This is a genomic window from Vibrio thalassae (assembly GCF_900089835.1).
In the GTDB taxonomy this organism is placed as follows: Bacteria; Pseudomonadota; Gammaproteobacteria; order Enterobacterales; family Vibrionaceae; genus Vibrio; species Vibrio thalassae.
In genome coordinates, this window is the sequence record NZ_OANU01000014.1 from 44,696 (window position 1) to 67,310 (window position 22,615).

The following is a 22,615-nucleotide window of genomic DNA, read 5'->3' on the forward strand; positions in this document are numbered from 1 at the left end:
TGTTGTTAACACTTGCGTCATCCTCGTGAAAACGAGGATCTCCCACAGCAAGTGACGCTATTAAATAACACGAATCACGTAAAGCCCTGTTACTTACCGTTCACAATCGCCAAATACTCAGCAACACCTTCAGCTACAGTCTTAAACTCCACATCGCAACCCGCAGCGCGCAGGTTGGTTAAATCAGCTTCTGTAAACTCTTGATAAGCGCCTTTCAAATGGTCCGGGAACGGAATATTCTCAATCTCACCTTTACCGTGATGCTTGATCGCCGCTTCAGCAATAGCCTCAAACGTCTCTGCATTGCCGGTGCCGCAATTAAAAATACCCGACACGCCATTTTCCATAAACCACAGATTGACTTTAGCCACGTCACCAACATAAACGAAGTCGCGCTTAAACTGGGCGCTACCTTCAAATAATTTAGGATTCTCACCCGCGTTCATTTGATTATTCAGATGGAATGCCACAGAAGCCATACTGCCTTTGTGCTGTTCACGTGGACCATAAACATTGAAGTAACGGAATCCAGTAATTTGCGACAGTTTCTCACCATGAGCTTCAGCATCTGCGGTTAGACGGCGAACATAGTTATCAAACTGCTGCTTAGAGTAACCATAAACGTTCAACGCACCTTCGTATTGGCGCTCTTCTTTGAATACTGTGGTTTCACCGTATGTTGCTGCAGAAGAGGCATAAAGGAACGGAATTTCACGGTCTAAACAGTAATGTAGTAACTCTTTTGAATACTCATAGTTATTTAGCATGACATACTTGCCATCCCACTCTGTGGTCGCTGAGCATGCACCTTCGTGGAATACCGCTTCGATAGGTCCAAAATCATCGCCGGCCATAACTTGCGTTAAAAAGTCATCGCGATCCATATAGTCAGTAATATCAAGGTCAACCAAGTTTTTGAACTTACGTCCATTTTTAAGGTTGTCGACTACCAGAATATCATTTAAGCCTGCTTCGTTAAGTGCTTTAATAATGTTGCTGCCAATCATGCCAGCGCCGCCAGTTACAATGATCATAAAACGGTTCCATTTGAATCGGATAATTGCGTTGAGTATATAAGATTTCCAGTTCGCTTCAAAGCGAGGTAACTCAGTTCTCGTTTACTGAGAGGTCGTTATGGATCTTTTTCAGAGCGTGATGATGTGGTCAAAAGCTAACTTTTGTCATGGGAAGGTTAAAATATCGTTTTACATCTGTTTATTTTTTCCATTAACATTAGGAGTCAGTGTGGTCAACTGAGTGCACTGAATTATCGATAATTTAGTAAAGGGAAATAACCATGAAAAAAATCGCACTAGTAATGGCGATTGCGGCAGGCTTGGCTAATCCAGCATTCGCAGAGACTGAAGCGGGCGCTGCAGGCGCAAGTGCAAGTGGCGCAGCAGCAGGTGCAGCAACAACAGGTGCTATCGCAGTGGGTGCAGCAGCGGCCGTAGCAGTTGTCGCTGTTGCCTCGTCTGACGATTCTACCGCAACAACAACCACAGTAACGGCTGCAAACTAATTTTTAGTTAGTCAGCTTGAGCTCCTCTTACATGCTGTATCGTAAGGGGGCTTTTTGTTTTGGTTCTAGATTTTCTAGAACCCAGAATCCCAGCGAAGATCCAAGAATGTCTCAAATGAACCCCAAATCGTTTTTAGCACTCTTCTGTCTACTGTTTCTATCCGCTTGCTCCCAACGTTTTCAAGATGTCAATGCAACCATGGCTGAGGCGTTATTTGGTGCCGACGATATTGCACTGACGCCCGAAAAAATCAAGCAACTGCCGTATGCCAGCGCTTATGTGCGCATAAACGAAGGCCCGCAGATTTTCGTTGTCCTCGCGTTTGCACAACCGAATCCAAACACTGGTGTGACTCAGTATAAATGGATGTCATCAGATCGAGCGATGATCATTACCGAAAATGGTCGAATCGTAAAAACGATAGGGTTGTTTGGGGATAACCTGCAAGGCATACAAAGAGAGCAACAAACGACCAGCTCATGGAAAGTCACCTACGACTGGATGCCAAATTATCGCTACGGTTATCAGGGATTGGCCACGGAATTCCTAGCGGGTAAAGAGACGATTTCGACCGCTGTCGGTTCATATCAAACCGCAAGGTATACAGAATCTGTAGTTTTTGACGCAATTGATGGTGAGCTCATTAACACCTATTGGAAAGATACGTCGACTGGAAAAGTGATCAAGTCGATAGAGCAAATAGGTCCTGATATGAGCACCATTGAGCTAACGTTGCTGAAGCAACCAACGATTTAGAAAATCATGAGACCGAGTCATACACGGTCACAGAGTAGAAAAGTCGTCATCCTCGTAAAAACGAGGAGCTCCCAAAGCGCGTGACTCGCTGCATGAGATTCCCTTTTTCAAGGGAATGACGGATGTAGAGAACTTGGCCACACCCAGCACAAATAAAAATAGTCGTCATCCTCGTGAAAACGAGGATCTCTCAAAGCGCATGACTCGCTGCAAGAGGACTCAACTTCCAAGATGGCGAATTAGCACCTAAGAAAAGGACACCCTATGCTACAGGGACGCATAAAACAATTACTACTAGCGACGCTACTGTGCGCACCTATTTTGTCTATCGCTGCAGAACTCTCGGTACTGTTACCCAATCAAGGTGTTCGTCTAGACTATCCACAGTCAGTGCGTCTTGAAACAATACTTCGGGATGTTCAGAAACAAGCCCAAGAAAAACAGGTTCGTTTTGAACCAGTCCAAGCTCAACTGTTTGATTCTAAAAAACAAGTAATCGTTGATGAAATGAAGCAACAGGTATTGAGTCAACTGTCAGACCTCGCTCAAATAAAACCAGAACTTGATTCACAGTCAATCTCAGAGCAAATCAACGCATCAAAGTTTCATTATCGTGAATTTACTTCTCTTGATTACGATGTTGTTCAGTCCCAACGAAAAGGTAATCCTCTTTTAATTGGAAGCTACCAACTCAATATCGCTCCACGAATTAACAACATCTACTTTCTTGGTGCTGTTAAAAAGGCTGAAGAAGTCAAACAACATGCCCAGTGGTTCTTAGCTGACTACTTCGCCATGCTTGGAAACATAAAATCCGAAGCAGCATACGACGGCACAGCAACTATCATTCAGCCTGATGGAAAAGTAATGGAAGCTCAATACGGAGCTTGGAACTTTAAACCTCACTTTATTGCTCCTGGTGCCATTATCTATATCCCGATTAAGTCTCTGCCTTCTGAGCTGAAAACTCTCAACCAAGACATCGTTCAACTGCTGCGTCACAAGGTAATCAATAATGACCAATAATAAAATGAAACCTTCCCTTGTTGCAGTGGCGATTGCCTCAAGTTTTAGTGCTACCGTTTGGGCGGATGCGTTTGAGCCAGCAACGTTAAAACCTTCTCAATCCGATTTTGGCGGCGTAGGTCTGATGCAAATGCCAACAGGCCGCATGGCTGCCGAAGGTGAGTTTAGTATTAATGGTGACTGGAGCGACCAATACCATAAATACAATATCAGCCTGCAAGTGATGCCTTGGCTTGAAACTACGATTCGTTACACCATGGTGCAAGACCTCCTTTATAGTAACGACCCGGGATTTAGTGGAGATACCAAATATACCGACAAAGGTATCGATCTCAAATTCCGTTTATGGCAAGAAGGAAAATACCTGCCAGAAACCTCCATAGGTTTGCGCGATTTTGGAGGCACAGGTTTATTTGATGGCGAATTTATTGCCGCGACGAAGCGCTATGAAAACGTCGATTTTACCCTAGGTATGGGATGGGGGTATTTAGGCACCCGAAATAATATTGCCAATCCGTTCTGTAAAATTAGTGATGGCTACTGTTCTCGACCATCAGACGTAAAAGGCAGCGGCGGTATGGTTGATTACGAGCGTTGGTTTAAAGGCCCCGCGGCGTTATTTGGCGGTGTCGAGTATCAAACCCCATGGCAACCACTGCGCTTCAAAGTTGAATATGATTCCAACGATTACTCCGGAGATTTCCCGGTTTATCGAGGTGGCGTGGATATGACGCCAGCCACACCATGGAACTTTGGTGCCTTGTACCGATTAGGTAATTGGGGCGATGCCCGCGTGAGCTATCAACGAGGCAATTCAGTAGCGCTAGGCCTGACTTTGCGTACTAACTTTAATGAGATGAAAGCGCATTGGCTAGATGAGCCTAAGCCAGAGCCAAGACCAACGGCCTATGCTAGTAATGATCAGCAAGTAGACTGGGATACCGTGATTGGTGAGCTGAAAACGAATGCTGGTTATGACAATGTCATGATTGAGCAGTCGGGAGCTACGGTCACGATCATTGGTGAACAAACCAAATACCGAGACAGACAAGAGGCGCAGCAGAGAGCAGCTGGCGTGCTCGCAAACCACCTTCCAAAGTCGATTGATACTTACAAAATCGTAGAAACTAAACAGCATCTGCCGTTAACCACTGCGACGGTAAATGCCAACGACTTTAAGCGCATTGCTGTCGAGCAGTCACTTGACCAAAGTGAAACAGATGCGATTGCCATGAGTGGTGTTTCTAAGCCAGTGAACAGTACTGTCGTACGTGACGACTTTGACCGCTGGGATTACTCAATATCTCCGACGCTGGCACAATCTATAGGATCGGCAGAAAGCTTCTATCTGTATGAAATTGGCCTAGATGCGGGTGCAGAGCTATGGGCAACTCGAAACCTTAACTTATCGGGTACGGTTCATCTTAATATTGTCGATAACTATGACAAGTTTAACTATATCGTGCCGCCAGATGGTACTGATGTGCCTAGGGTTCGAACTTTGTTCCGCGCCTATGTATCAGATAACACATTATGGGTGAAAAACCTGCAAGCGACTTGGTTCCAAGAATTTGGCAATGGGTTTTATGGTCAGTTTTATGGTGGTTATCTAGAAACTATGTTTGCGGGTGCAGGTGGTGAGTTATTGTACCGACCGATGAATAAGAACTGGGCCATAGGTGCTGACATCAACCTAGTGTCTCAGCGCGACCCTTCAAGCCCTTTTGGGGTTTTCACTGAAGAGCAGCAAAACATCCCAGAATATGGGCGTCCATTCAAAGTCATTACTAAAGGCACAACTGGGTTCTTGACTGGGTACTACATGCCACAGTGGTCATTTATCGATAATACTTTGCTTAAGGTTGGTGTTGGTCAGTTCTTAGCGGGTGATATCGGTACTCGTGTGGACTTCTCTAAACAGTTTAAGAGTGGTGTGATTGCAGGAGCTTATGCAAGTTTCTCTAACTTAAGTTCTGAAGAGTTCGGTGAGGGCAGCTTTACTAAAGGATTCTATGTCTCTATCCCATTCGACATTATGACGGTGAAGCCAAGCAATAATCGAGCAAACTTCAACTGGCAGCCAATTACTCGAGACGGAGGTCAAATGCTTGGGCGCAAGTACGAGTTGTTTAGTGTGACAGATTCAAGGTCACCTTGGCTACAAAGACCGAATCAGCTAGATACCCAATAACTAAGAGTAGCCATTCTTGTCTATGCCGATCGGAGCGACCGACCAGAGTGAGGTAGCTTCGGTAGGCGCTAATGGCGTTTTTCGTTAATTAATCTGTGTTTTTTATCGATAACAAATAGAAAAAGTGTGCAAATCTCTAAGACCCCTTACACACTCTCACCGAATCCAACTTGCTCACTTATGTGATATATGGATAATAAAGTCGCTGTTATTGACCGACAGAAGCAGACGAGAAAGACCATCATTAGATGACCATCAAAGCAATACACTCGATGGATTAAAGGTTGGTAATTTAATCACTCTGAATAGACATAGCTAGCAAATGCGCAATGTGGTTTACGCTTTACCAACGGGCGGTAGCGTGCCACAGTTGAAGGATGAACGCGTCTCAGAGACGCGAAAAATGGAAAATTAGGTAATGTGCGCGGCTGCGGCGAAAGAAGTACCTATCTTGTGTACATTGTCACACCTCAAATTGACACGGCTTTGCCTAGCTCACTTCATCATATCCCAAGACGACATTTCCTTTTACGCCTCTCGACCATTTGTCCTAGGCTATGCCTCCACAATACGGACCATAATCACGCCTCAGGGAACATTATTTTGATCCAGAAAACCAAATTGACTATCGCAACGGCCATATTGGGTAGCGCGCTCTGCTCTCAATCGGCATTGGCTGATTTATACGCAGGTGCCGCTGTTACCTATGCTGGTGCTGAATTTCAACACACCTCATCAAGCGCGACAACAGATGCCTCCCCGCTGCTAGTTCAAGCGCAGCTTGGCTACTTCTTCACGGATTACTTTGCGGTTGAAGGCCGTTATGGCACTTCGATTCAACGCTCTGGTGGTCTTAATGTTGACCATACGGCATCTGCGTTATTAAAAGGCAATGTCCCAGTGACTGACCAGCTTTCAATGTATGGTTTGCTAGGCTATTCATCAGTAACCATTGACCAGCAGGATGTAGGTTCTGGCTCTGACAGTGGGATGAGTTTTGGTCTCGGTATGCACTATGCGTTAAGCGGTTACACTGCCGTCACGTTTGAGTTTCTCAACAATTTAAATAGCGATAAAGCTCGCTTAAACGGGTTAAGTCTTGGGTTTCAGTACCGCTTCTAGAAAGTGAGGAAAACAAACCTAAGTCATTATGGAATACGCTAAGAGAAAGAATCAATGAGAACGAAATTAAAACAGTGGCTGGTTGCCAGTGTCTGTATGACAGCGGCATTTACTATGCCAGTAAACGCTCAAACGCCAACACCACAGCAGATGGAAATGTTCAAAAGTTTGCCAGCTAGCCAACAGCAAGCATTAGCAGCGCAATATGGAATAACTCTGCCAAGTAGTAGCGGAACGACTGAACAATACCAAAATCCGCAGTTGATGAATGAGCGTGGTGCGCAAGGAGCACAAAGCTCCGCACAGCCTCAAGCAACTTATATTAAAGGGCCCGATGGTCAATTTGTTGAGCAAACCTTTATTCAAGACGCTGACGGTCAATTTATTCCCAACCCTAATCCCCCAAAAGAAAAGCAAAATATTCCTTTGCAACGTTTTGGTATTAACCTGTTCGCGTCATCGCCTTCGACATTTGCACCGATAAGTGATGTACCAGTACCCGCGGAGTATCAAGTTGGCCCAGGTGATGAAATAGTAATTCAGCTGTTCGGTAAGGAAAACCAGATTCACCGTTTGAGAGTGAACCGTGAAGGTGTGGTTAATTTCCCAACATTGGGCCCCATTCAAGTTGGCGGAATGAGCTTCTCTAACGTACGCGAATCATTACAACAACGTGTGCGTGAACAGATGATTGGGGTACGTAGCGATGTCACTATGGGTGAACTGCGTACCATGCAGATTTTCGTGATGGGTGATGCCTATAAGCCAGGTGCGTATACCGTAAGCGGACTGACAACCATTTCTCAAGCGATTTACTATAGTGGTGGTTTTAGCGAAAGCGGTGCACTGCGTGATATTCAGCTAAAACGCAATGGAAAGCTAATCCGTCGTTTGGATATGTATGACTTACTACTAAAAGGTGATACTCGCAACGATGTGCGCTTAATGCCGGGTGATGTGGTCTTTATTGGTCCAGTAAAACAAACTGTTTCTATAGAAGGTGAGGTGAATCGCCCTGCCATTTATGAAATCAAGCCTGGGGAAAGTTACGCTCATATCCTGAATATGGCTGCTGGATTGACGGCGAACGCCTATGCCGATCAAGTTCAAGTTAAGCGCTCTGCTAAACATGGTGTTCGTGAAGTATTAACACTCGCACTCAATACTAATGCAGGTTTAAATACTAAAGCTAAAAGTGGTGACCAAGTAACTGTTGGCAAGCGTAGTGATGAGTTAAAGAACTACGTGCAAGTGGAAGGTGACGTATTGCATCCGGGTTACTACCAGTGGAAAAACGGCACTAAGATTTCGCATATTTTCTCTAGTGTAGATACCGCGTTTAATTCAACCGCAGATGTGCACTATGCCCTTGTTGTGCGTGAAATAAACCCTCAACGTGATGTTCGTGTTTATCAAATTGACCTAGCCAACGCGATTATGGCACCAAGTAGCAAAGACAATATGCTTCTTAACTCTCGTGATCGTATCCTAGTGTTTAACCGATTTAATCTTGAAGAGTTAGATTCACTTTCACAGCTAGGTGAAAAAAATGTTACGGCAAAGACTTTCGAGCAAGCTCAGTTGCAGAGCTTTGAAGAAGAGTTGAAAGGCCAGCAAAATGCATTGAAAGGTGCTGAGCAACTTGACAATCAACAAGTCAAACTCATCTATCAAGGTCAAGAAATTACCCAAGAACAAATTGATATGGTGAAGCGTTCTACTCGTCGATCCTTGCTCGCACCTGTGTTGATGCAGCTTCGCCAACAAGCTGTTTATGGCCATCCACCTATGATCGCAGAAGTGAGTGGTGAAGTTAAACACCCAGGTAATTACCCAATTACCAATAATAATACTGTAAAAGACTTGGTGGCGGCTGCAGGAGGCTTGACACCAGATGCTTATATTATGAATGCCGAACTATCTCGCACAGTTGTTGACCAAAAAGACCAACGCTCGGTATTGGATATTTCTCGTATTAATCTGGGTAACGCATTACTTAGTGATGTCAATGAAAACGCTATCATTGGTCCACGTGATCGCTTAAATGTCCTTGAGCAACCCAATGCTAATATGCACCGCTCCGTGACATTAAAAGGTGAAGTGAAATTCCCGGGTACTTACACAGTAAGGCAGGGTGAAACCATTAGTGAGCTTATCGAGCGTGCTGGTGGCTTAACCAAATTCGCCCATCCGCAAGGCGCAATTTTCACTCGTGAAGCACTTCGTTTACAGGAAGAAAAGCAGCTTAACGAATACGCAGCTGATATTCGTAAAGAAACTGCGAAGAAGACCTTCCGTGTTGATAATAATCTAGGCTCCACTATCACAGACCCTGATAAAACATTGGCGTTTGTAGAAGAAGCCAGTAAGAGCAAAGCGCTTGGCCGTATGGTCGTTCAACTCGATGAAATCACACAAGGCAACCAAGCTGCTGACTTTATGCTAGAAGATGGTGACTTCTTATTTGTACCAACCTTCCGCAATACCGTATCAATTATGGGTGAAGTCCAGGTGTCTATCACTTACTTGTTGGATAACAAGCTAAAAGTAAAAGACTACCTAAACAAAGCGGGTGGTATTAAAAAGCAAGCGGATGAAGACCGCATTTTTGTTGTACGTGCTGATGGCTCTGTCTACAAGCCTAACTCCGGCTACTGGTTTGGTAATCGCAATGAAGAGCTAAAACCAGGTGATACGATTGTTGTGCCGATTGATACGGATTACCGTGATGCACTTAGCACCTGGACAGCTGCCACGCAAATCCTATACCAAATTGGTGTAGCGGTTAATGCGATTAATAAGTAACAGTTCGGAGTAGAAAATATGAGTCAGAACAACTATCCGAACCAACTGCCACCGCAGTTTGCGCAGCAAAGCCACGACGATGAAATTGATCTCAAAGAGCTGTTTATCGCGCTTTGGAAAGGGAAGTGGATAATCGTTGCGACAACCTTTGTGTTTGCTGTAGGGGCGGTACTATTCGCGATAAGCCAGCCTAACACTTACAAAGCCGATACCTTATTAGCCCCAGCAGAAAGCTCGGGGCAGGGTGGACTGGCTAAAATGGCAGGGCAACTTGGCGGCTTGGCGGCGCTTGCTGGGGTAAGCCTTGGTGGTGGTGAGAGCAGTCAAACAGACCTAGCCGTGCAAGTAATGAAATCTCGTCAGTTTGTTGACCATTTTATTCAAAAGCATGATCTTTTGGTGCCAATAATGGCAGCGAAAGAGTGGGATGCGAATACGAATACCTTGGTTTTGGATGATGAGGCGTATGACGCATCTACAGGCGAGTGGCTACGTGAACCAAAAGGATTACGCGGCTCTGAACCATCAGCGCAAGAAGCGTATGAGGTATTTATCAAAAACATGTTTAGTGTAAGCCAGGATAAAGAAAGTGGCTTATACACAGTAAGCATTGAGTTCTTTTCACCATTACTCGCGCAGCAATGGACCACATGGTTGGTGGAAGACATCAACAAAGTGATGCGAGAGCGTGTGATTGCTGAGAGTACTCAGAACTTGGATTACCTTGCTGAGCAGCTTAATAAAACTTCGGTGGCGGAGATGCAAAGTGCGTTTTACCAGATCGTTGAAGAGCAGACCAAGAGTTTGATGCTTGCCGAGGTTCAGGAGGAGTTCATTTTTAAAGTGGTGGATCCTGCCGTGGTGCCTGAGCTGAAAGCGGGGCCGAAGCGTGCGCTGATTTGCGTGCTTGGGACCTTGCTTGGTGGCATGTTGGGCGTTGCCATTGTGTTAGTTCGCTTCGCATTTAGAAAAGAACAGGACAATGGCGATTGAGACTCTAGAACCTAGGCTCTTACTATCATCCTCCAAACCTCGTCAGCTTTAGTCATTTCGTGAGCGTCACCAAAGTGACGATATATCATAGTGAGTGATTAACAAAAAAGCGGCACCTATTGGGGCGGTTTTTAAAAAGGTAGCAAAATCTAGGTTTTATAAGGGGCTGTCGAAAATAGGCTGTCTCAAAATGAATGAAAAGTGTCTCAGTATATAAATTTCACTGAGACCAACTTTTGCAAAAAACTCAAATCTTAAGGGAGCGAGCTCCCTACAACGTTAAAAAGTGGCAAATTCAATGGCTAAGAAAAAAGTCTTAACGGTTTTCGGCACACGTCCAGAAGCCATCAAAATGGCTCCTCTTGTTCACGCATTAGCAGCTGATGAGCGCTTCGAAGCAAAATGCTGCGTCACCGCACAGCACAGAGAAATGCTGGACCAAGTGTTAGAGTTGTTCGAAATTACTCCGGACTATGATTTGAACCTGATGAAAGCAGGTCAAACGCTTAATGATGTGACAGCGCGTATCGTTCAAGAGTTAAAAACCGTCCTTCAAGAATTTAAACCAGATGTCGTTTTGGTTCATGGAGATACGGCGACGACCTTTGCCGCTAGCTTAGCCGCTTACTACGAACAAATTGAAGTGGGTCATGTGGAAGCTGGCCTTCGTACTGGAAATATCTACTCGCCGTGGCCAGAAGAAGCGAACCGCCGTTTGACGGGTGTACTAACAAAGTATCACTTTGCCCCAACCGAAACGTCAAAAGAAAACCTCCTACGTGAAAACTTTACGCCGGATGATATTTACGTAACAGGCAACACCGTTATTGATGCGCTGCTCATGGTGAAAGATAAAATCGAATCGGATAGCGACTTGAATGCGACGTTAGCTGCTCAGTTTCCATTCTTAGATGACAGCAAGAAATTAATCTTGGTAACGGGTCATCGCAGAGAGAGCTTTGGAGGAGGGTTTGAGCGCATTTGTGAAGCGTTGGCCATCACAGCCAAAGCGCATCCTGATACTCAAATACTGTACCCAATGCACTTAAACCCAAATGTACGAGGTCCTGTAAATAGAGTTCTAAAGGGTATTGAGAATATTCACCTTATTGAGCCGCAGCAATATTTACCATTTATCTACCTCATGAGCCGCGCACATATAATCCTTACCGATTCGGGAGGTATTCAAGAAGAAGCTCCATCACTTGGTAAGCCGGTACTTGTAATGAGAGATACAACGGAACGCCCTGAAGCGGTTGAAGCCGGAACAGTGAAACTGGTAGGAACTGATGTAGGTAGAATTATTAGTCACTTAAACGAGTTACTTTCTAATAAAACGGCCTATCAAACGATGAGCTTTTCACATAACCCATATGGTGATGGAAAAGCATGTGAGAGAATTTGCAACAATTTAGCAACTAAGTAATGGAAGAATATAAATGAAACCTGTATACGAGCAAAGATTAAGAATTGTAGACGACTACTTTAATAGAGCGAGTTTTGACACCAAATTGATGAATTACTATTCAAATAAAAACATACTTGTCACTGGAGGTGCTGGGGCTATCGGTAGTAATCTCACAATCATGTTATCCAAGCTGGTTGGTGAAAGCGGAAAGATTGTAATTTTGGACAACTTAAGCTCTTCAAAAAATAAATCTAATTGGAATATCACTCCGTTGGCAAATGTGATGTTCGTTGAAGGTGATATTCGTAGCGATATTGATCTTAAAAGAGTTTTTAAAGAAGAGATCGATATTGTTTTCCATCTTGCAGCATTTTTTGCGAATCAAAACTCTGTCGATTATCCAGAAATATCAGCAGAGGTTGATATTTTAGGACAAATTAGGTTATTAGAGTATTCAAGGTTAGCAAAAGTAAGTCGTTTTGTGTATGCATCGAGTGGTTGTGCAGTCTATGGCTCTTCAGCGCAACTACCGGTTAAGGAAGATTTCATATCTATGCATCTTACAACCCCTTATCAAGTTAATAAAATGACGGGTGAAATGTACTGCAACTTCTATCACCATAACTACGGACTAAATACTGTAAATTGTAGGTTCTTTAATTCATATGGACCAGGAGAGATCCCTGGACAATACCGAAATGTGATCCCAAATTTTATCTATTGGGCGATGAAAAAACAGCCACTACCAATTACTGGCGATGGATCAGAAACGAGAGACTTTACATACGTGCTTGATTTAGTTCAAGGTCTAGTAAAATCAGGTTTTTATGAAGAAGCGATTGGAGAGAACTTTAACCTATCTGCTGGTAGGGAAATTTCAATTGCAGATATGGCAAAAGCAGTAAACGTCGCTGCGAGCAACGAGAATAACATTGAATTCAAACCTAGAAGAACTTGGGATACAAAGAAAAGAATGCTAGCTTGTACCGATAAGGCAGAACGTCTGATCGGCTATAAACCTATTGTAACTTTTGAGGAAGGTTTTGGTGAAAACGTGCAATGGTTCAGTGATAACTGGGAACTAATTGAAAAAGATGCTGATTTTAATCCTGGAATGAGCAGCGCAGTACGATAAGAATATAAATAATCTATAAATGGCATATCCAGTGTTGATTTGCCATTATTTTTATTAATGAATAAGATATCTAAAATGAACGTAATTTTACTATCGAAAAACTATAGTGAATATAAATCTGGTTACTATCATGCTGATATAGTGGGTAGTTGGGTCAGTCAAACCAACTGTTTTGTTTATGGTCCAGGTTATAGCAATTATGATAGCTCTGATGAAATTAGTGATGTTATTAAAAAATCTGGTTTTAAGCGACAAGAAATTGATCTAATAGTTTTTTCAACTAGCTGGGATGAGGATGATAGAGAAGATACAGTTGATCCTCATGAATCAATATCTGTATCTGAATATGAAGATATTAAGCGAGTATACTATCTAAACAAAGAGTATAAAAAGCTAGACTTAAGGTTTGAATATATAAGACGTCAAAATATAGACGTTGTGGTTACAGTTCATCCAGAATATAAAAACTGGGAAAAGGAAACTGGAATCAAGTTCATCAAGAGTCATTTTGCGGTTAACTTAGAGCGTTTTAATTACAATAATGAGAAAAAGAAATACGACTTTGGCTTTACAGGAGGTCTTCATCTAAATCATTTGGACTATCGGTCGAAAGTGAAGATGGAGATTTTCAAAGAGCAGTCTGTAAAAGTTAAGTCTAATAGAGGGTTAGACGGTATTATAAATCGAGGGGTTATAAAGGAAAAATATAGAGATTACGATATTTATTGGGCGGAGTTTGGTGCAAAGAATATATTAGGTAAAAGTTTACTCCCTAGTGGTGAAAAATATGCAAATTTCCTTAGGAAATTTAATAGCTTTCTTAATACACCATCAGCCATAGGAATATTCAATACACGTTTTTTTGAATTAATGGCATCTAAAACATTAATATTATGTCCTAGAGTTGAAGAATATGATGGTTTAATGATAGACGGAGTTAATTGTGTAATGTTTAATCCTGATATGAGTGATTTTGAAGATATATTAAAGAAATCCAAAATGGAAAATTATCGTACCCCTATTGTTGAGAATGCTTATCGTATGGTAAAAGAGCATACATATGAAAGGCGAGTTTTGAATATTCTTGAAAATATAGGTTTTCGTTAATTATGCTAAATTGTCAGGAGTAGGTTATTGTAATACCCAGTAGTTATATTTCCGAATGACTATAATATGATTAGATTAAGCATAACCTTAATGCTGTTATTTTTACACTGAGTTTTATTATGTTCGATTCTAAGTGTGTGACTATATCCTTCAAATCGGTTTTAATAAAAATAATGCTAAATACGATATAAAGAGAATTAATTTATGAAACTGGGTTTATTTTTTAGTAAATGTATAAGTTTGGAAATCTGGTATAAAAAGGGTTTGGCTACTCGAGAGTTTAAAATTTATAATGAATTATATAGTAATGGTGAACTAAGTGAACTCCATCTTTTTACATATGGTTCTGGCGACCAAGAATATCTAAATAAGTTGATGTCTGAGGGCGTAATTGGTGACTATGTAAACTTACATGAGATGCCCAAAATATTTGATAATAAGTTAGGCAAAAGGATATATCAACTTATACTGCCCTTTAATAATAAAATAATTAAAGATATCGACATTTTAAAAACAAACCAGCTAGATGGTTCTTTAGCAGCACTACTATCGAAGTTATTATACCGGAAAAAGTTGTACGTAAGAACGGGCTACTCATTGATAACTTTTATGAAGAATCAGAAGCGTTATCCTTGGGTTTACTTTTGGGAGCTAATTGAAAGAATAGCACTAAAGTACTGTGATATAGCTAGCGCTGCAAGCATTGCAGATCTTGATGAATGGAAGAATAAGGGGGTTGACGATAAAAAGCTAAAGTGGCTCCCTAACTTTATTGATGAAAAAGATTTTAAGCCGCAATCGAACATTAACGAAAGAAAAGACAGAATCGTATTCATTGGTAGGCTTAACGAGCAAAAGAACTTGGAAAATATATTAATAGCTTGTGAGAGAACTAATGTTGAAATCGATGTTTATGGTGAAGGAGAGTTAGGAGAAGAGCTTAAAACACGGTTTTCGGATACCAGAATAATAAGATTCAAGGGAAAGGTAGATAATAGTAAAGTTCCAGAAATTCTATCGAAATACAAGTACTACATACTTTGCTCTCTTTATGAAGGCACACCTAAAACGCTATTAGAAGCAATGTTCTGTGAGGTATACACCATTACATCTAATCGACCAGGAATTAACCTGATCTCGAAGTTTGGGGGAACTATTTGTGATGGCGTAGAACACATTGAAATAGAAAAAGGAATTATTGATGCTAAGAAAATTTCAAACGAAGATTATTCAGAACTTGTTTCTAAAACGAGAAATGAAGTAGCTAATATATATTCTTTAAGGAACGTAACTAAAGTCGAGCAAAAAATCTATCAACTTTTAAGTGATATCTAAAGTGTTCTACTTCTTATTTCTGTCAATTCTACTAACATCACTGGTTAATTTCTCATTTTCACTACAGTTAATTGGTCTTTTTGGTACAGTATCGATACTTTTAATAAAGTACAAACCAAAGATGTTTAGAATTAATGTTTTTTCTATACTTATTCTAATAATATTTATCTTTTACAATGTGATGTTGTATTCAGTACATGTTACTGTATTAGACGTGATGTCAGTAGAGTCCTTGGCTGCAACATATAATATACTAATTAATATTATTTCTTTGAGCATATCTATAGTTGTATTATTCAAGGTTTTAGGAGAACCTAGGTTAAAGAGCTTATTTTTACAAAGTATTCAATTGGTGCTGATCGTCCACGTTACGGTATTTTTCCTACAATTTTTTGTTGTCTATCTTACTGACTATTATATAGACTTTGTACACTTTTTTAGTGGGCAGAATAGTCGTTATTTGAGCTATGTCAAAGTTGGTCTAATAGGAATGTATCGTCCAACTGGTTTGTTAGTAGAGCCTTCGACTTATTTTGGTGTAGTGTTTTGTTTGTATATGGCATTAAAGTGCTCTACCTATAAAATTAAGCGCTACATTGAGTATGCAGTTATAGCTTCGTTTTTATTAACATTCTCAAGTGTCGCGTATGTTGTCCTAGTAATTTATTTTGTCTCAAGGTTTAATAAACTAGGTATTGTGACAAATGCAATTATAGTGTTGTTTTTCTCCATTTTATCTGTGATGTATTTCAGTGAGATAACTCCACATATCGAAAAGATAGTAAACTCTTCTCAGATAAGAATTGCATTGGTGGATTACTTAATAAATCGCGATATCGATCTATTGTTACTAGGCCCTAGTATGTTTGGTATCGAACAGCAACTCTATGATTTGGCCTCCGGGAATATAAGCTCTGCCACTCATTATAATAGAGTCGCGTCGATAAATGATGTAGGGACTTTAGTCTTCTTAATGGTGAAACTTGGCATGACGGGAATTTTATTATATATGGTTATGTTATTTCTTTCGTTGAAAAATAGTAAAGCGACCTATTTTTTTTCTGTAACTTTAATAAAGTTGTCAATTATGAATCCAATTTTCGTTATGCTACTGCCTCTATATTTTATAAAGGATAATGAAACTTGAGAATATTCATTCATTACGTTGGTAATATAATAAATATAGCAATATCGTCATTTCTAACTCTTTATATCTCCAACCAATTCGGTAACTCAGCATATGGTGAGTACTCATTATACGCGGCCTTATTGTCTTTCAGCCTTGTCTTTGGTGGCTTGGGTATAAATGCACTACTTCAAAATACAATGCCTAGAGTTGACAACTATTTCTCTACGATGCTTATTTCAGTATCATTGATAAGATTTATAGTCTCAACTGTATTCGCTGTTGTCCTTAGTTATCTGTACGATCTAGAATTTATAACTTTAATTTTATATTTTAGTGTGTCCGCAATTAGTTTGATGATCCATGATAATATTTTGATATACGAAGGTCGTGTTAGTGTTGCATTTTACGGAAAAGTGTCATCGAATATCCTTAAATTACTAGCTATTACATTTATATCCAAAGATGTTATAAGCTTTATATATAATTCAATAATTATAGACTTTATAGTTATGACTATTGCCGTTAGTTATAGTAGAAAAAAAGTTAAGGTTAAGTTAAGGGGTATAGTAAATAAACAACTAATAAAAGCTAACTTTCTTAGGTATAAAAGTGTTTATTTAGGCAATATATTAAGTTTTTTTCAGTCACCTTCTTTTTTGATAATGTACTTCTCAATGCTATCTGTCAACTATGAGGATTTATCTCAGTTCTCCTTTGTGGTTAATATAGGATTCTTTCTTTTTAATGCCATATCGCTGCTATCTAGAACTGAAGCGATGTTCGTTTCAAAAGCACTTGCAAATAGAAAATATCAAGTTAATAAGGACTTAATCAAGCTATCGTTAGTTTTATTAGTCTCATCTAATGTGGTTGTTTTTTCATATCGGAATGAGGTTGTTAAATATATTTTTAATGGCTCTTATCTTGATACATATTATTTCATAAATGTTGTTGGGATTATCGCAATAATTAATTCGTTTGCTTATCTTTTGTCGCCAGTGATATACATGTATCGAAAGTTCATGGTCTTTAGCATTTCAAGTGCTCTCGCTCTTTTATTTACATTAATATTGCCCTTTTATCAATATATGTATGGTGTAGCAGATCTTTCTATTGGTGTATATATGCTTCTATTAATGTCGATAATTAAGGTCGTATATATATATGTATCTTGTTTTAGAGTGTCTAAAGAAGTTACGTTGGAGTGTGTGTTCAATATTTTCTATGTTCCCATGATAGCTATAGTTTCATATTTATCCTGCGAAATAATAATGTCACTAGTTATAGTTGATAGCCTTTACTCAGTATTTTTTTCGAGTGGTGTTTCTTCAGTGCTAAGTATTTTTCTATGTTCATTTATAATCAGAATAAATTGGGGTGGTTTGAGGAATGTCTAATAGTCCTTACTTTTCAATATTGCTTTGTGTTTACAACGGGTGTGATTATATAGAATCATGTTTACAATCAATAATTGACCAGGGTTTTGATGATTGGGAGTTGATATTAGTAGATGATGGATCGACTGATAATCTTACTGAAGTTTTAGCGAAGAGTTGTTATCAAGACTCTCGAATTAAATACTTTTATAAAAGTAATTCTGGACTAACAGATTCATTGAACTTTGGATTGGAAAAATGCACAGGTGAGTGGATAGTTAGACAAGATGTTGATGATATTAGCCTTCCTAATAGATTAATGTCAATCAAAAACGCTTCTTTAAAATATGATTGTGATATTATATACTCACAGGCAGAGGTATATGACTTTAGAAGAAATCAAGTTAAAATAACTCCTAGAAAGGCATTTCAATATGCTTTTGACCTAAGTACGTTTAAGTTCGGTAATTATATTGCTCATGGTACAATTGCTGTGAAATCTCCCTCTCTCAAGAAAATTCGATATAATACCGATTACGAGGTTGCTCAAGATTTCGGTTTATATGTTGATTTAGCAAGTATAGGTTTAAAAGGTCATATGATAGTCGAGCCATTATATAGGCTCAATAAGGTGCCTGATTCAATCTCGGCAAAGAAGTCTCAACTCCAAATCGATACTGTATCTAGTATAATTAAGAAGAACTTCACCAATGATAACTATTTTATTTTAAAACGAAAGAGCCTCGCAAAGTTGGTTCTTTTGGTCCAGAGAGAGTTACATTTAATTCGATGCAGGTGTAAAATAATATAATGAAAAGTATTCAAATACTACTATCTACAATGAACGAGAATATATATAATGTTCAGTTAAACAATACTCTTTCTTATGTCATAGTCCACCAGGTTTCTGATGGACAAGAGGCCAGTTATCTTCATTACATGCAAGGTCTATCTTCGCTAACGAAATTTAAATATATTCAGTTGTTAAATCAAAAAGGACTAAGTAAAAGTAGAAACGTTGCGATAAGAGAAAGTTCAGCAGATTATATAATCTTTAGCGACGATGATAACTACTATATTAAAAATATCGAAGATAAAATTAGGCAGGTACTAGAGGAGTTAGGTAACCCAGATTTTGTGTCTTTTAAGATTGAAGATGACAAAGGTAACGAATTTAAAAAGTACAAAACTACACCATTCCGTCATTCGAAAAATAGTGCTCTTAGAATATCTTCTATAGAAAATGTCGTGAGTCGAAAGTTTATTGTTGATAATGACATAACTTTTAACGAGTCTTTTGGCTTAGGTGCGAGATATCCATCTTGTGAACAGCCGCTATTTCTTAATGATATTCTAGATTCTGGTGGTCGAGCCTATTTTTACCCTGAAACAATTACATTTCATCCTTTAATTAATAGTGGTGATGATTTTTTTACGTCGTTAAATGCGATAACTAGAAGAAAGCTATTCCTATCTCTCTATGGTTGTATGAAAGGAAATATATACTGCTTGATTTTCATCCTAAAGAAAATTACCGTTGTCCCGAATGGGAAAAAAGCAAATTTTATTAAACATCTATTAGGTTGGAGGGAGTGAGTGAATGTTGGATCGACTAATTTACGATATTTTGAAGAAAAATAAAATACTGAAGGATCTCGTAAAATTCTGCTACCAATCGATTTTTTCAATACTTGGACGTCGAAAAGCTAGATTAGTTACAAATTTAGATGTTAAGGAAATATCGCACAGCTTTTTTGGATTTCACGATAGACCATCCATGAATAGTATAAATGAATTATTGAGTCATAAGATGTTAGAAGATGGAACCTTCTCCGGTGTTATTCAGATATTAAATATTGAAACAAGTGTTGTAGTTTGGGAGACGTCGACAGAATGCTTTAGTAAACAACAAGCATCACTTGCAACTTGGGTTGATGATTCTACTGTAATCTTCAATGACTTTAACGGAAAGCCGATGACATTCATTCAAAATATCGTTACTGGTAAAAAGAGAAAACTGGATTTCCATTTCTATTCAATATCTCCAGGTGGTCGTTATTTAACTAGCATCAACTTCTTACGATTTGGTAGGGGCTTAGAAGGCTACGGTTATGATGTTACTTACGACAGTGACTTTTTGGCTGATGCTAAGAATTATATATCTAGCAATGCCATAAGTGACTTTATAATATATGACTTGCAAAATAATTTAGAGTTAACTAGGTTTTCGATGAAAGATCTATTAGGAAAATCAAGCGGTTTAGACATTAACGGCTACTTTTATTTTTCTCATTCGGACTTTTCGCCATCATCTCGGTATTGCTATTTTCTATTACGGTCGTCAAATAGAAAATTCAACTCATCCCAACTTTTCGTTTACGACTTACATCTTGATAACTTAATAGCACTTGATACTGATGGAATGGTCTCTCATTTGTCCTGGATGTCTGACGATTCTCTCGTAGCCTATTGCAAGCCTAGAGGAAAGAATGATGGTTACTATATTTTTCATATTAGTAATCTAGATGTCATTCCTTTAATTAATAGTAACCTGTTGTTTGACGGGCACCCCCATGCTTATAACGAAAATGGCTTTTATACAGATACCTACCCTAATCGTGAACGTAGACAAAAGGTTTTCTATGTTGACTTGGAAAATAATAACGTAGAGAATTTATTGGAGTTGTATAGTCCTATCAAGTTTCGTGGAGTGAATAGAGTAGATCTACATCCACGATTGTCTAAATGCAAACGATTTCTCACAATTGATTCATCTCATAATAATCATCATAGTCAATTAGTGCTATCTGTCGAGAAAATACATCTTCAATAAAAAATGGAACTTATATATTTGCGTTCGTTATCAAATATCAATAGTCAGTAAATACTCGTTTAAGCGTCTATTGTTGTGCTCCATGGGTATTCTTAGTTTACCTTTCTTCTTTATTTGCGTCTGATAGACATAAGCACATTTGAGAGGATGTGATAATTATTATATGAATTACTTAGTGTCCATAATAACACCTACCTTCAATGATATAAAATACATTGAAGATACATATAAATCGATATGCTCACAGCAGTACAAAAACTGGGAGTGGGTAATAACTGATGATTTTTCCTCTGATGGTACGTTCGAACTGTTAGAGGAAATATCAAAGAAAGATAGTCGAATATCACTTTTCAGAAATCACGTTAATTTAGGTGCTGCAGTAAGTCGTAATAATTCTATTAAATTTTCGAAAGGTAGGTTTATTGCTTTTCTCGATGCGGATGATCTTTGGGAGAAAGGTAAGTTAGAAAAACAAATAGAGTTCATGGTATCTAATAATATAGCACTTAGTTATTCTGATTATTCTGTCATTGATGATGATGGCAAAGAGTTATCTATAATTCGTCAAGTGCCTAACTATGTAACATATGATTTATTACTTAGGGAAAACATCATTGGCTGTTTAACTGCTGTATATGATGTTGAGAAAGTAGGGAAAGTATATATGCCACCAATTAGAAAAAGGCAGGATTTTGGCTTGTGGCTTAATATTCTGAGGGATGTCAATAAAGCATATAAGTGTGAAGGTGTACTTGCAAAATACAGATTACGTAGTAAGTCTGTCTCAAGTAATAAATTTGTACTTCTCAGATATAACTTCGAATTATTCTATAAATATGAGCGTATGCCTGCTTACAAGGCTAGTTATTACGTACTTTCAAATATGTGGCGTAAAATTAAGAGGATAACAGAATGAAAGTCTTAGTTATAGGCGGTAGCGGTTTTATAGGAACCCGATTATTAGATCTATTGTGTCAAATACCAGATCTTGAAGTTTTAAACTACGATAAAGTGCTTAGTGCTAGTTATCCAAAGATTTCAATCGTAGGAGATATCAGAGATTTGGATTCTTTAACCAAAGCCTGCTCAGGCATCGATGTTATTTATAATCTTGCGGCAGAACATGCAGATAATGTACTACCTTTGTCGTTGTACAATGATGTAAATGTTATCGGAGCTAAAAATGTTGTTGATGCAGCAATAAGCAATAACGTAGGTAAGATAATATTCACTAGCACAGTTGCTATTTACGGTTTGAACAGAGGTACACCAAATGAATCTTTTGAACCCCAGCCATTTAATGAATATGGCTTTAGCAAGTTTAGAGCAGAAAAAGTACTTAATCATTGGTGCTCAGAAAATTCATCTCGTTCATTAGTAACTGTAAGGCCGGCAGTTGTGTTTGGAGAGAATAATCGAGGTAACGTTTATAACCTTATTAAACAGATCGTTACTGGACGGTTCATCATGATTGGTAACGGTAATAATTTAAAATCTATGAGTTATGTAGGAAATGTTGCTGCATTCTTAGCAAAACAATTAGAGGTTGGAGCCGGCCATTATGTATATAACTATGCCGACAAAGATGACTTATGTTCGGCACAAATAGTGTCTATAGTTAGAAACGAAATGAATTTAGGACCAAGTAAACTTCGAATTCCCTATGCTATTGGATTAGTCGGGGGATATGCATTTGATATTTTATCAAAAGTTACTGGTAAGAAGTATCCCATAAGCTCCGTACGTATTCGCAAGTTTTGTTCTGATACTACTGTAGACTCTAGTACCGCCATGTCATCTGGTTTCGCTCCTCCCTATTCTTTAGAGGATGGCTTAAGGCGTATGATAAATCATGAATTTAAGTGAGTTATATTTA

19 protein-coding genes are annotated in these 22,615 nt (G+C 39.1%); 18 read left to right on the forward strand and 1 reads right to left on the reverse strand.

The window, feature by feature from the left end; translation table 11 throughout:
• Nucleotides 1-89 precede the first annotated feature (89 nt).
• On the reverse strand, nucleotides 90-1,034 hold the full coding sequence (gene rfaD / locus VTH8203_RS07285; protein ID WP_096993068.1) for an ADP-glyceromanno-heptose 6-epimerase: 945 nt from the start codon (nucleotides 1,032-1,034) through the stop codon (nucleotides 90-92).
• Between the two features lie 263 nt (nucleotides 1,035-1,297).
• Between rfaD and VTH8203_RS07290 the strand changes: the two genes are divergently transcribed.
• From VTH8203_RS07290 to VTH8203_RS07380, 18 genes are all read left to right on the forward strand, one after another.
• A complete protein-coding gene (locus VTH8203_RS07290) occupies nucleotides 1,298-1,522 on the forward strand; it encodes a hypothetical protein (RefSeq protein WP_096993069.1) in 225 nt (74 codons plus the stop codon).
• Between the two features lie 106 nt (nucleotides 1,523-1,628).
• The gene (locus tag VTH8203_RS07295; protein ID WP_158296076.1) at nucleotides 1,629-2,279 is read left to right on the forward strand and encodes a YjbF family lipoprotein; all 651 of its coding nucleotides are present in this window, start codon (nucleotides 1,629-1,631) and stop codon (nucleotides 2,277-2,279) included.
• A 264-nt stretch (nucleotides 2,280-2,543) separates the two neighbouring features.
• Nucleotides 2,544-3,305, forward strand: a complete 762-nt coding sequence (locus VTH8203_RS07300; RefSeq protein WP_096993071.1) for a capsule biosynthesis GfcC D2 domain-containing protein — start codon at nucleotides 2,544-2,546, stop codon at nucleotides 3,303-3,305.
• Complete coding sequence (locus tag VTH8203_RS07305) at nucleotides 3,295-5,496, forward strand: YjbH domain-containing protein (RefSeq protein ID WP_167385796.1); 2,202 nt, start codon at nucleotides 3,295-3,297, stop codon at nucleotides 5,494-5,496. The genes VTH8203_RS07300 and VTH8203_RS07305 overlap by 11 nt, the downstream gene beginning before the upstream one ends.
• A gap of 603 nt (nucleotides 5,497-6,099) precedes the next feature.
• Complete coding sequence (locus tag VTH8203_RS07310) at nucleotides 6,100-6,618, forward strand: outer membrane beta-barrel protein (RefSeq protein WP_370739208.1); 519 nt, start codon at nucleotides 6,100-6,102, stop codon at nucleotides 6,616-6,618.
• A 54-nt stretch (nucleotides 6,619-6,672) separates the two neighbouring features.
• A complete protein-coding gene (locus tag VTH8203_RS07315; RefSeq protein WP_096993072.1) occupies nucleotides 6,673-9,423 on the forward strand; it encodes an SLBB domain-containing protein in 2,751 nt (916 codons plus the stop codon).
• 18 nt (nucleotides 9,424-9,441) lie between these two features.
• The gene (locus VTH8203_RS07320) at nucleotides 9,442-10,416 is read left to right on the forward strand and encodes a Wzz/FepE/Etk N-terminal domain-containing protein (RefSeq protein WP_096993073.1); all 975 of its coding nucleotides are present in this window, start codon (nucleotides 9,442-9,444) and stop codon (nucleotides 10,414-10,416) included.
• Nucleotides 10,406-10,468: an LEPR-XLL domain-containing protein gene (locus tag VTH8203_RS25465; RefSeq protein ID WP_096993095.1), complete on the forward strand. Its 63-nt coding sequence runs from the start codon at nucleotides 10,406-10,408 to the stop codon at nucleotides 10,466-10,468. The genes VTH8203_RS07320 and VTH8203_RS25465 overlap by 11 nt, the downstream gene beginning before the upstream one ends.
• A gap of 246 nt (nucleotides 10,469-10,714) precedes the next feature.
• On the forward strand, nucleotides 10,715-11,842 hold the full coding sequence (gene wecB / locus VTH8203_RS07330; RefSeq protein ID WP_096993074.1) for a non-hydrolyzing UDP-N-acetylglucosamine 2-epimerase: 1,128 nt from the start codon (nucleotides 10,715-10,717) through the stop codon (nucleotides 11,840-11,842).
• A gap of 13 nt (nucleotides 11,843-11,855) precedes the next feature.
• Nucleotides 11,856-12,959, forward strand: a complete 1,104-nt coding sequence (locus VTH8203_RS07335; RefSeq protein WP_096993075.1) for an NAD-dependent epimerase/dehydratase family protein — start codon at nucleotides 11,856-11,858, stop codon at nucleotides 12,957-12,959.
• Nucleotides 12,960-13,034: 75 nt separating this feature from the next.
• A complete protein-coding gene (locus tag VTH8203_RS07340) occupies nucleotides 13,035-14,066 on the forward strand; it encodes a glycosyltransferase (protein ID WP_096993076.1) in 1,032 nt (343 codons plus the stop codon).
• 204 nt (nucleotides 14,067-14,270) lie between these two features.
• Nucleotides 14,271-15,401: a glycosyltransferase gene (locus VTH8203_RS07345; RefSeq protein ID WP_096993077.1), complete on the forward strand. Its 1,131-nt coding sequence runs from the start codon at nucleotides 14,271-14,273 to the stop codon at nucleotides 15,399-15,401.
• Between the two features lie 214 nt (nucleotides 15,402-15,615).
• Nucleotides 15,616-16,548: a hypothetical protein gene (locus VTH8203_RS07350; RefSeq protein ID WP_158296077.1), complete on the forward strand. Its 933-nt coding sequence runs from the start codon at nucleotides 15,616-15,618 to the stop codon at nucleotides 16,546-16,548.
• A gap of 1,371 nt (nucleotides 16,549-17,919) precedes the next feature.
• Nucleotides 17,920-18,717: a glycosyltransferase family 2 protein gene (locus tag VTH8203_RS07360; protein WP_096993080.1), complete on the forward strand. Its 798-nt coding sequence runs from the start codon at nucleotides 17,920-17,922 to the stop codon at nucleotides 18,715-18,717.
• Nucleotides 18,717-19,502, forward strand: coding sequence for a glycosyltransferase (locus tag VTH8203_RS07365; protein WP_096993081.1), 786 nt, complete (start codon nucleotides 18,717-18,719; stop codon nucleotides 19,500-19,502). The genes VTH8203_RS07360 and VTH8203_RS07365 overlap by 1 nt, the downstream gene beginning before the upstream one ends.
• A gap of 4 nt (nucleotides 19,503-19,506) precedes the next feature.
• Nucleotides 19,507-20,739 (forward strand): hypothetical protein, encoded by a 1,233-nt coding sequence (locus VTH8203_RS07370; protein ID WP_096993082.1) that lies wholly within the window; start codon nucleotides 19,507-19,509, stop codon nucleotides 20,737-20,739.
• Nucleotides 20,740-20,914: 175 nt separating this feature from the next.
• A complete protein-coding gene (locus tag VTH8203_RS07375; protein ID WP_208617723.1) occupies nucleotides 20,915-21,655 on the forward strand; it encodes a glycosyltransferase family 2 protein in 741 nt (246 codons plus the stop codon).
• Nucleotides 21,652-22,605, forward strand: coding sequence for an NAD-dependent epimerase/dehydratase family protein (locus VTH8203_RS07380; RefSeq protein WP_096993084.1), 954 nt, complete (start codon nucleotides 21,652-21,654; stop codon nucleotides 22,603-22,605). Before VTH8203_RS07375 ends, VTH8203_RS07380 begins: the two co-directional genes overlap by 4 nt.
• The last annotated feature ends 10 nt before the right edge of the window (nucleotides 22,606-22,615 follow it).

Bases quoted from the DNA above. Each gene is read 5' to 3' on its own strand.
- VTH8203_RS07340 (WP_096993076.1), top strand. From the start codon at position 13,035: ATGAACGTAATTTTACTATCGAAAAACTATAGTGAATATAAATCTGGT.
- VTH8203_RS07295 (WP_158296076.1), top strand. From the start codon at position 1,629: ATGTCTCAAATGAACCCCAAATCGTTTTTAGCACTCTTCTGTCTACTG.
- VTH8203_RS07360 (WP_096993080.1), top strand. From the start codon at position 17,920: ATGTCTAATAGTCCTTACTTTTCAATATTGCTTTGTGTTTACAACGGG.
- VTH8203_RS07335 (WP_096993075.1), top strand. From the start codon at position 11,856: ATGAAACCTGTATACGAGCAAAGATTAAGAATTGTAGACGACTACTTT.
- VTH8203_RS07380 (WP_096993084.1), top strand. From the start codon at position 21,652: ATGAAAGTCTTAGTTATAGGCGGTAGCGGTTTTATAGGAACCCGATTA.
- VTH8203_RS07345 (WP_096993077.1), top strand. From the start codon at position 14,271: ATGAAACTGGGTTTATTTTTTAGTAAATGTATAAGTTTGGAAATCTGG.
- VTH8203_RS07320 (WP_096993073.1), top strand. From the start codon at position 9,442: ATGAGTCAGAACAACTATCCGAACCAACTGCCACCGCAGTTTGCGCAG.
- VTH8203_RS07365 (WP_096993081.1), top strand. From the start codon at position 18,717: ATGAAAAGTATTCAAATACTACTATCTACAATGAACGAGAATATATAT.
- wecB (WP_096993074.1), top strand. From the start codon at position 10,715: ATGGCTAAGAAAAAAGTCTTAACGGTTTTCGGCACACGTCCAGAAGCC.
- VTH8203_RS07315 (WP_096993072.1), top strand. From the start codon at position 6,673: ATGAGAACGAAATTAAAACAGTGGCTGGTTGCCAGTGTCTGTATGACA.
- rfaD (WP_096993068.1), bottom strand. From the start codon at position 1,034: ATGATCATTGTAACTGGCGGCGCTGGCATGATTGGCAGCAACATTATT.
- VTH8203_RS07290 (WP_096993069.1), top strand. From the start codon at position 1,298: ATGAAAAAAATCGCACTAGTAATGGCGATTGCGGCAGGCTTGGCTAAT.
- VTH8203_RS07305 (WP_167385796.1), top strand. From the start codon at position 3,295: ATGACCAATAATAAAATGAAACCTTCCCTTGTTGCAGTGGCGATTGCC.
- VTH8203_RS07370 (WP_096993082.1), top strand. From the start codon at position 19,507: ATGTTGGATCGACTAATTTACGATATTTTGAAGAAAAATAAAATACTG.
- VTH8203_RS07300 (WP_096993071.1), top strand. From the start codon at position 2,544: ATGCTACAGGGACGCATAAAACAATTACTACTAGCGACGCTACTGTGC.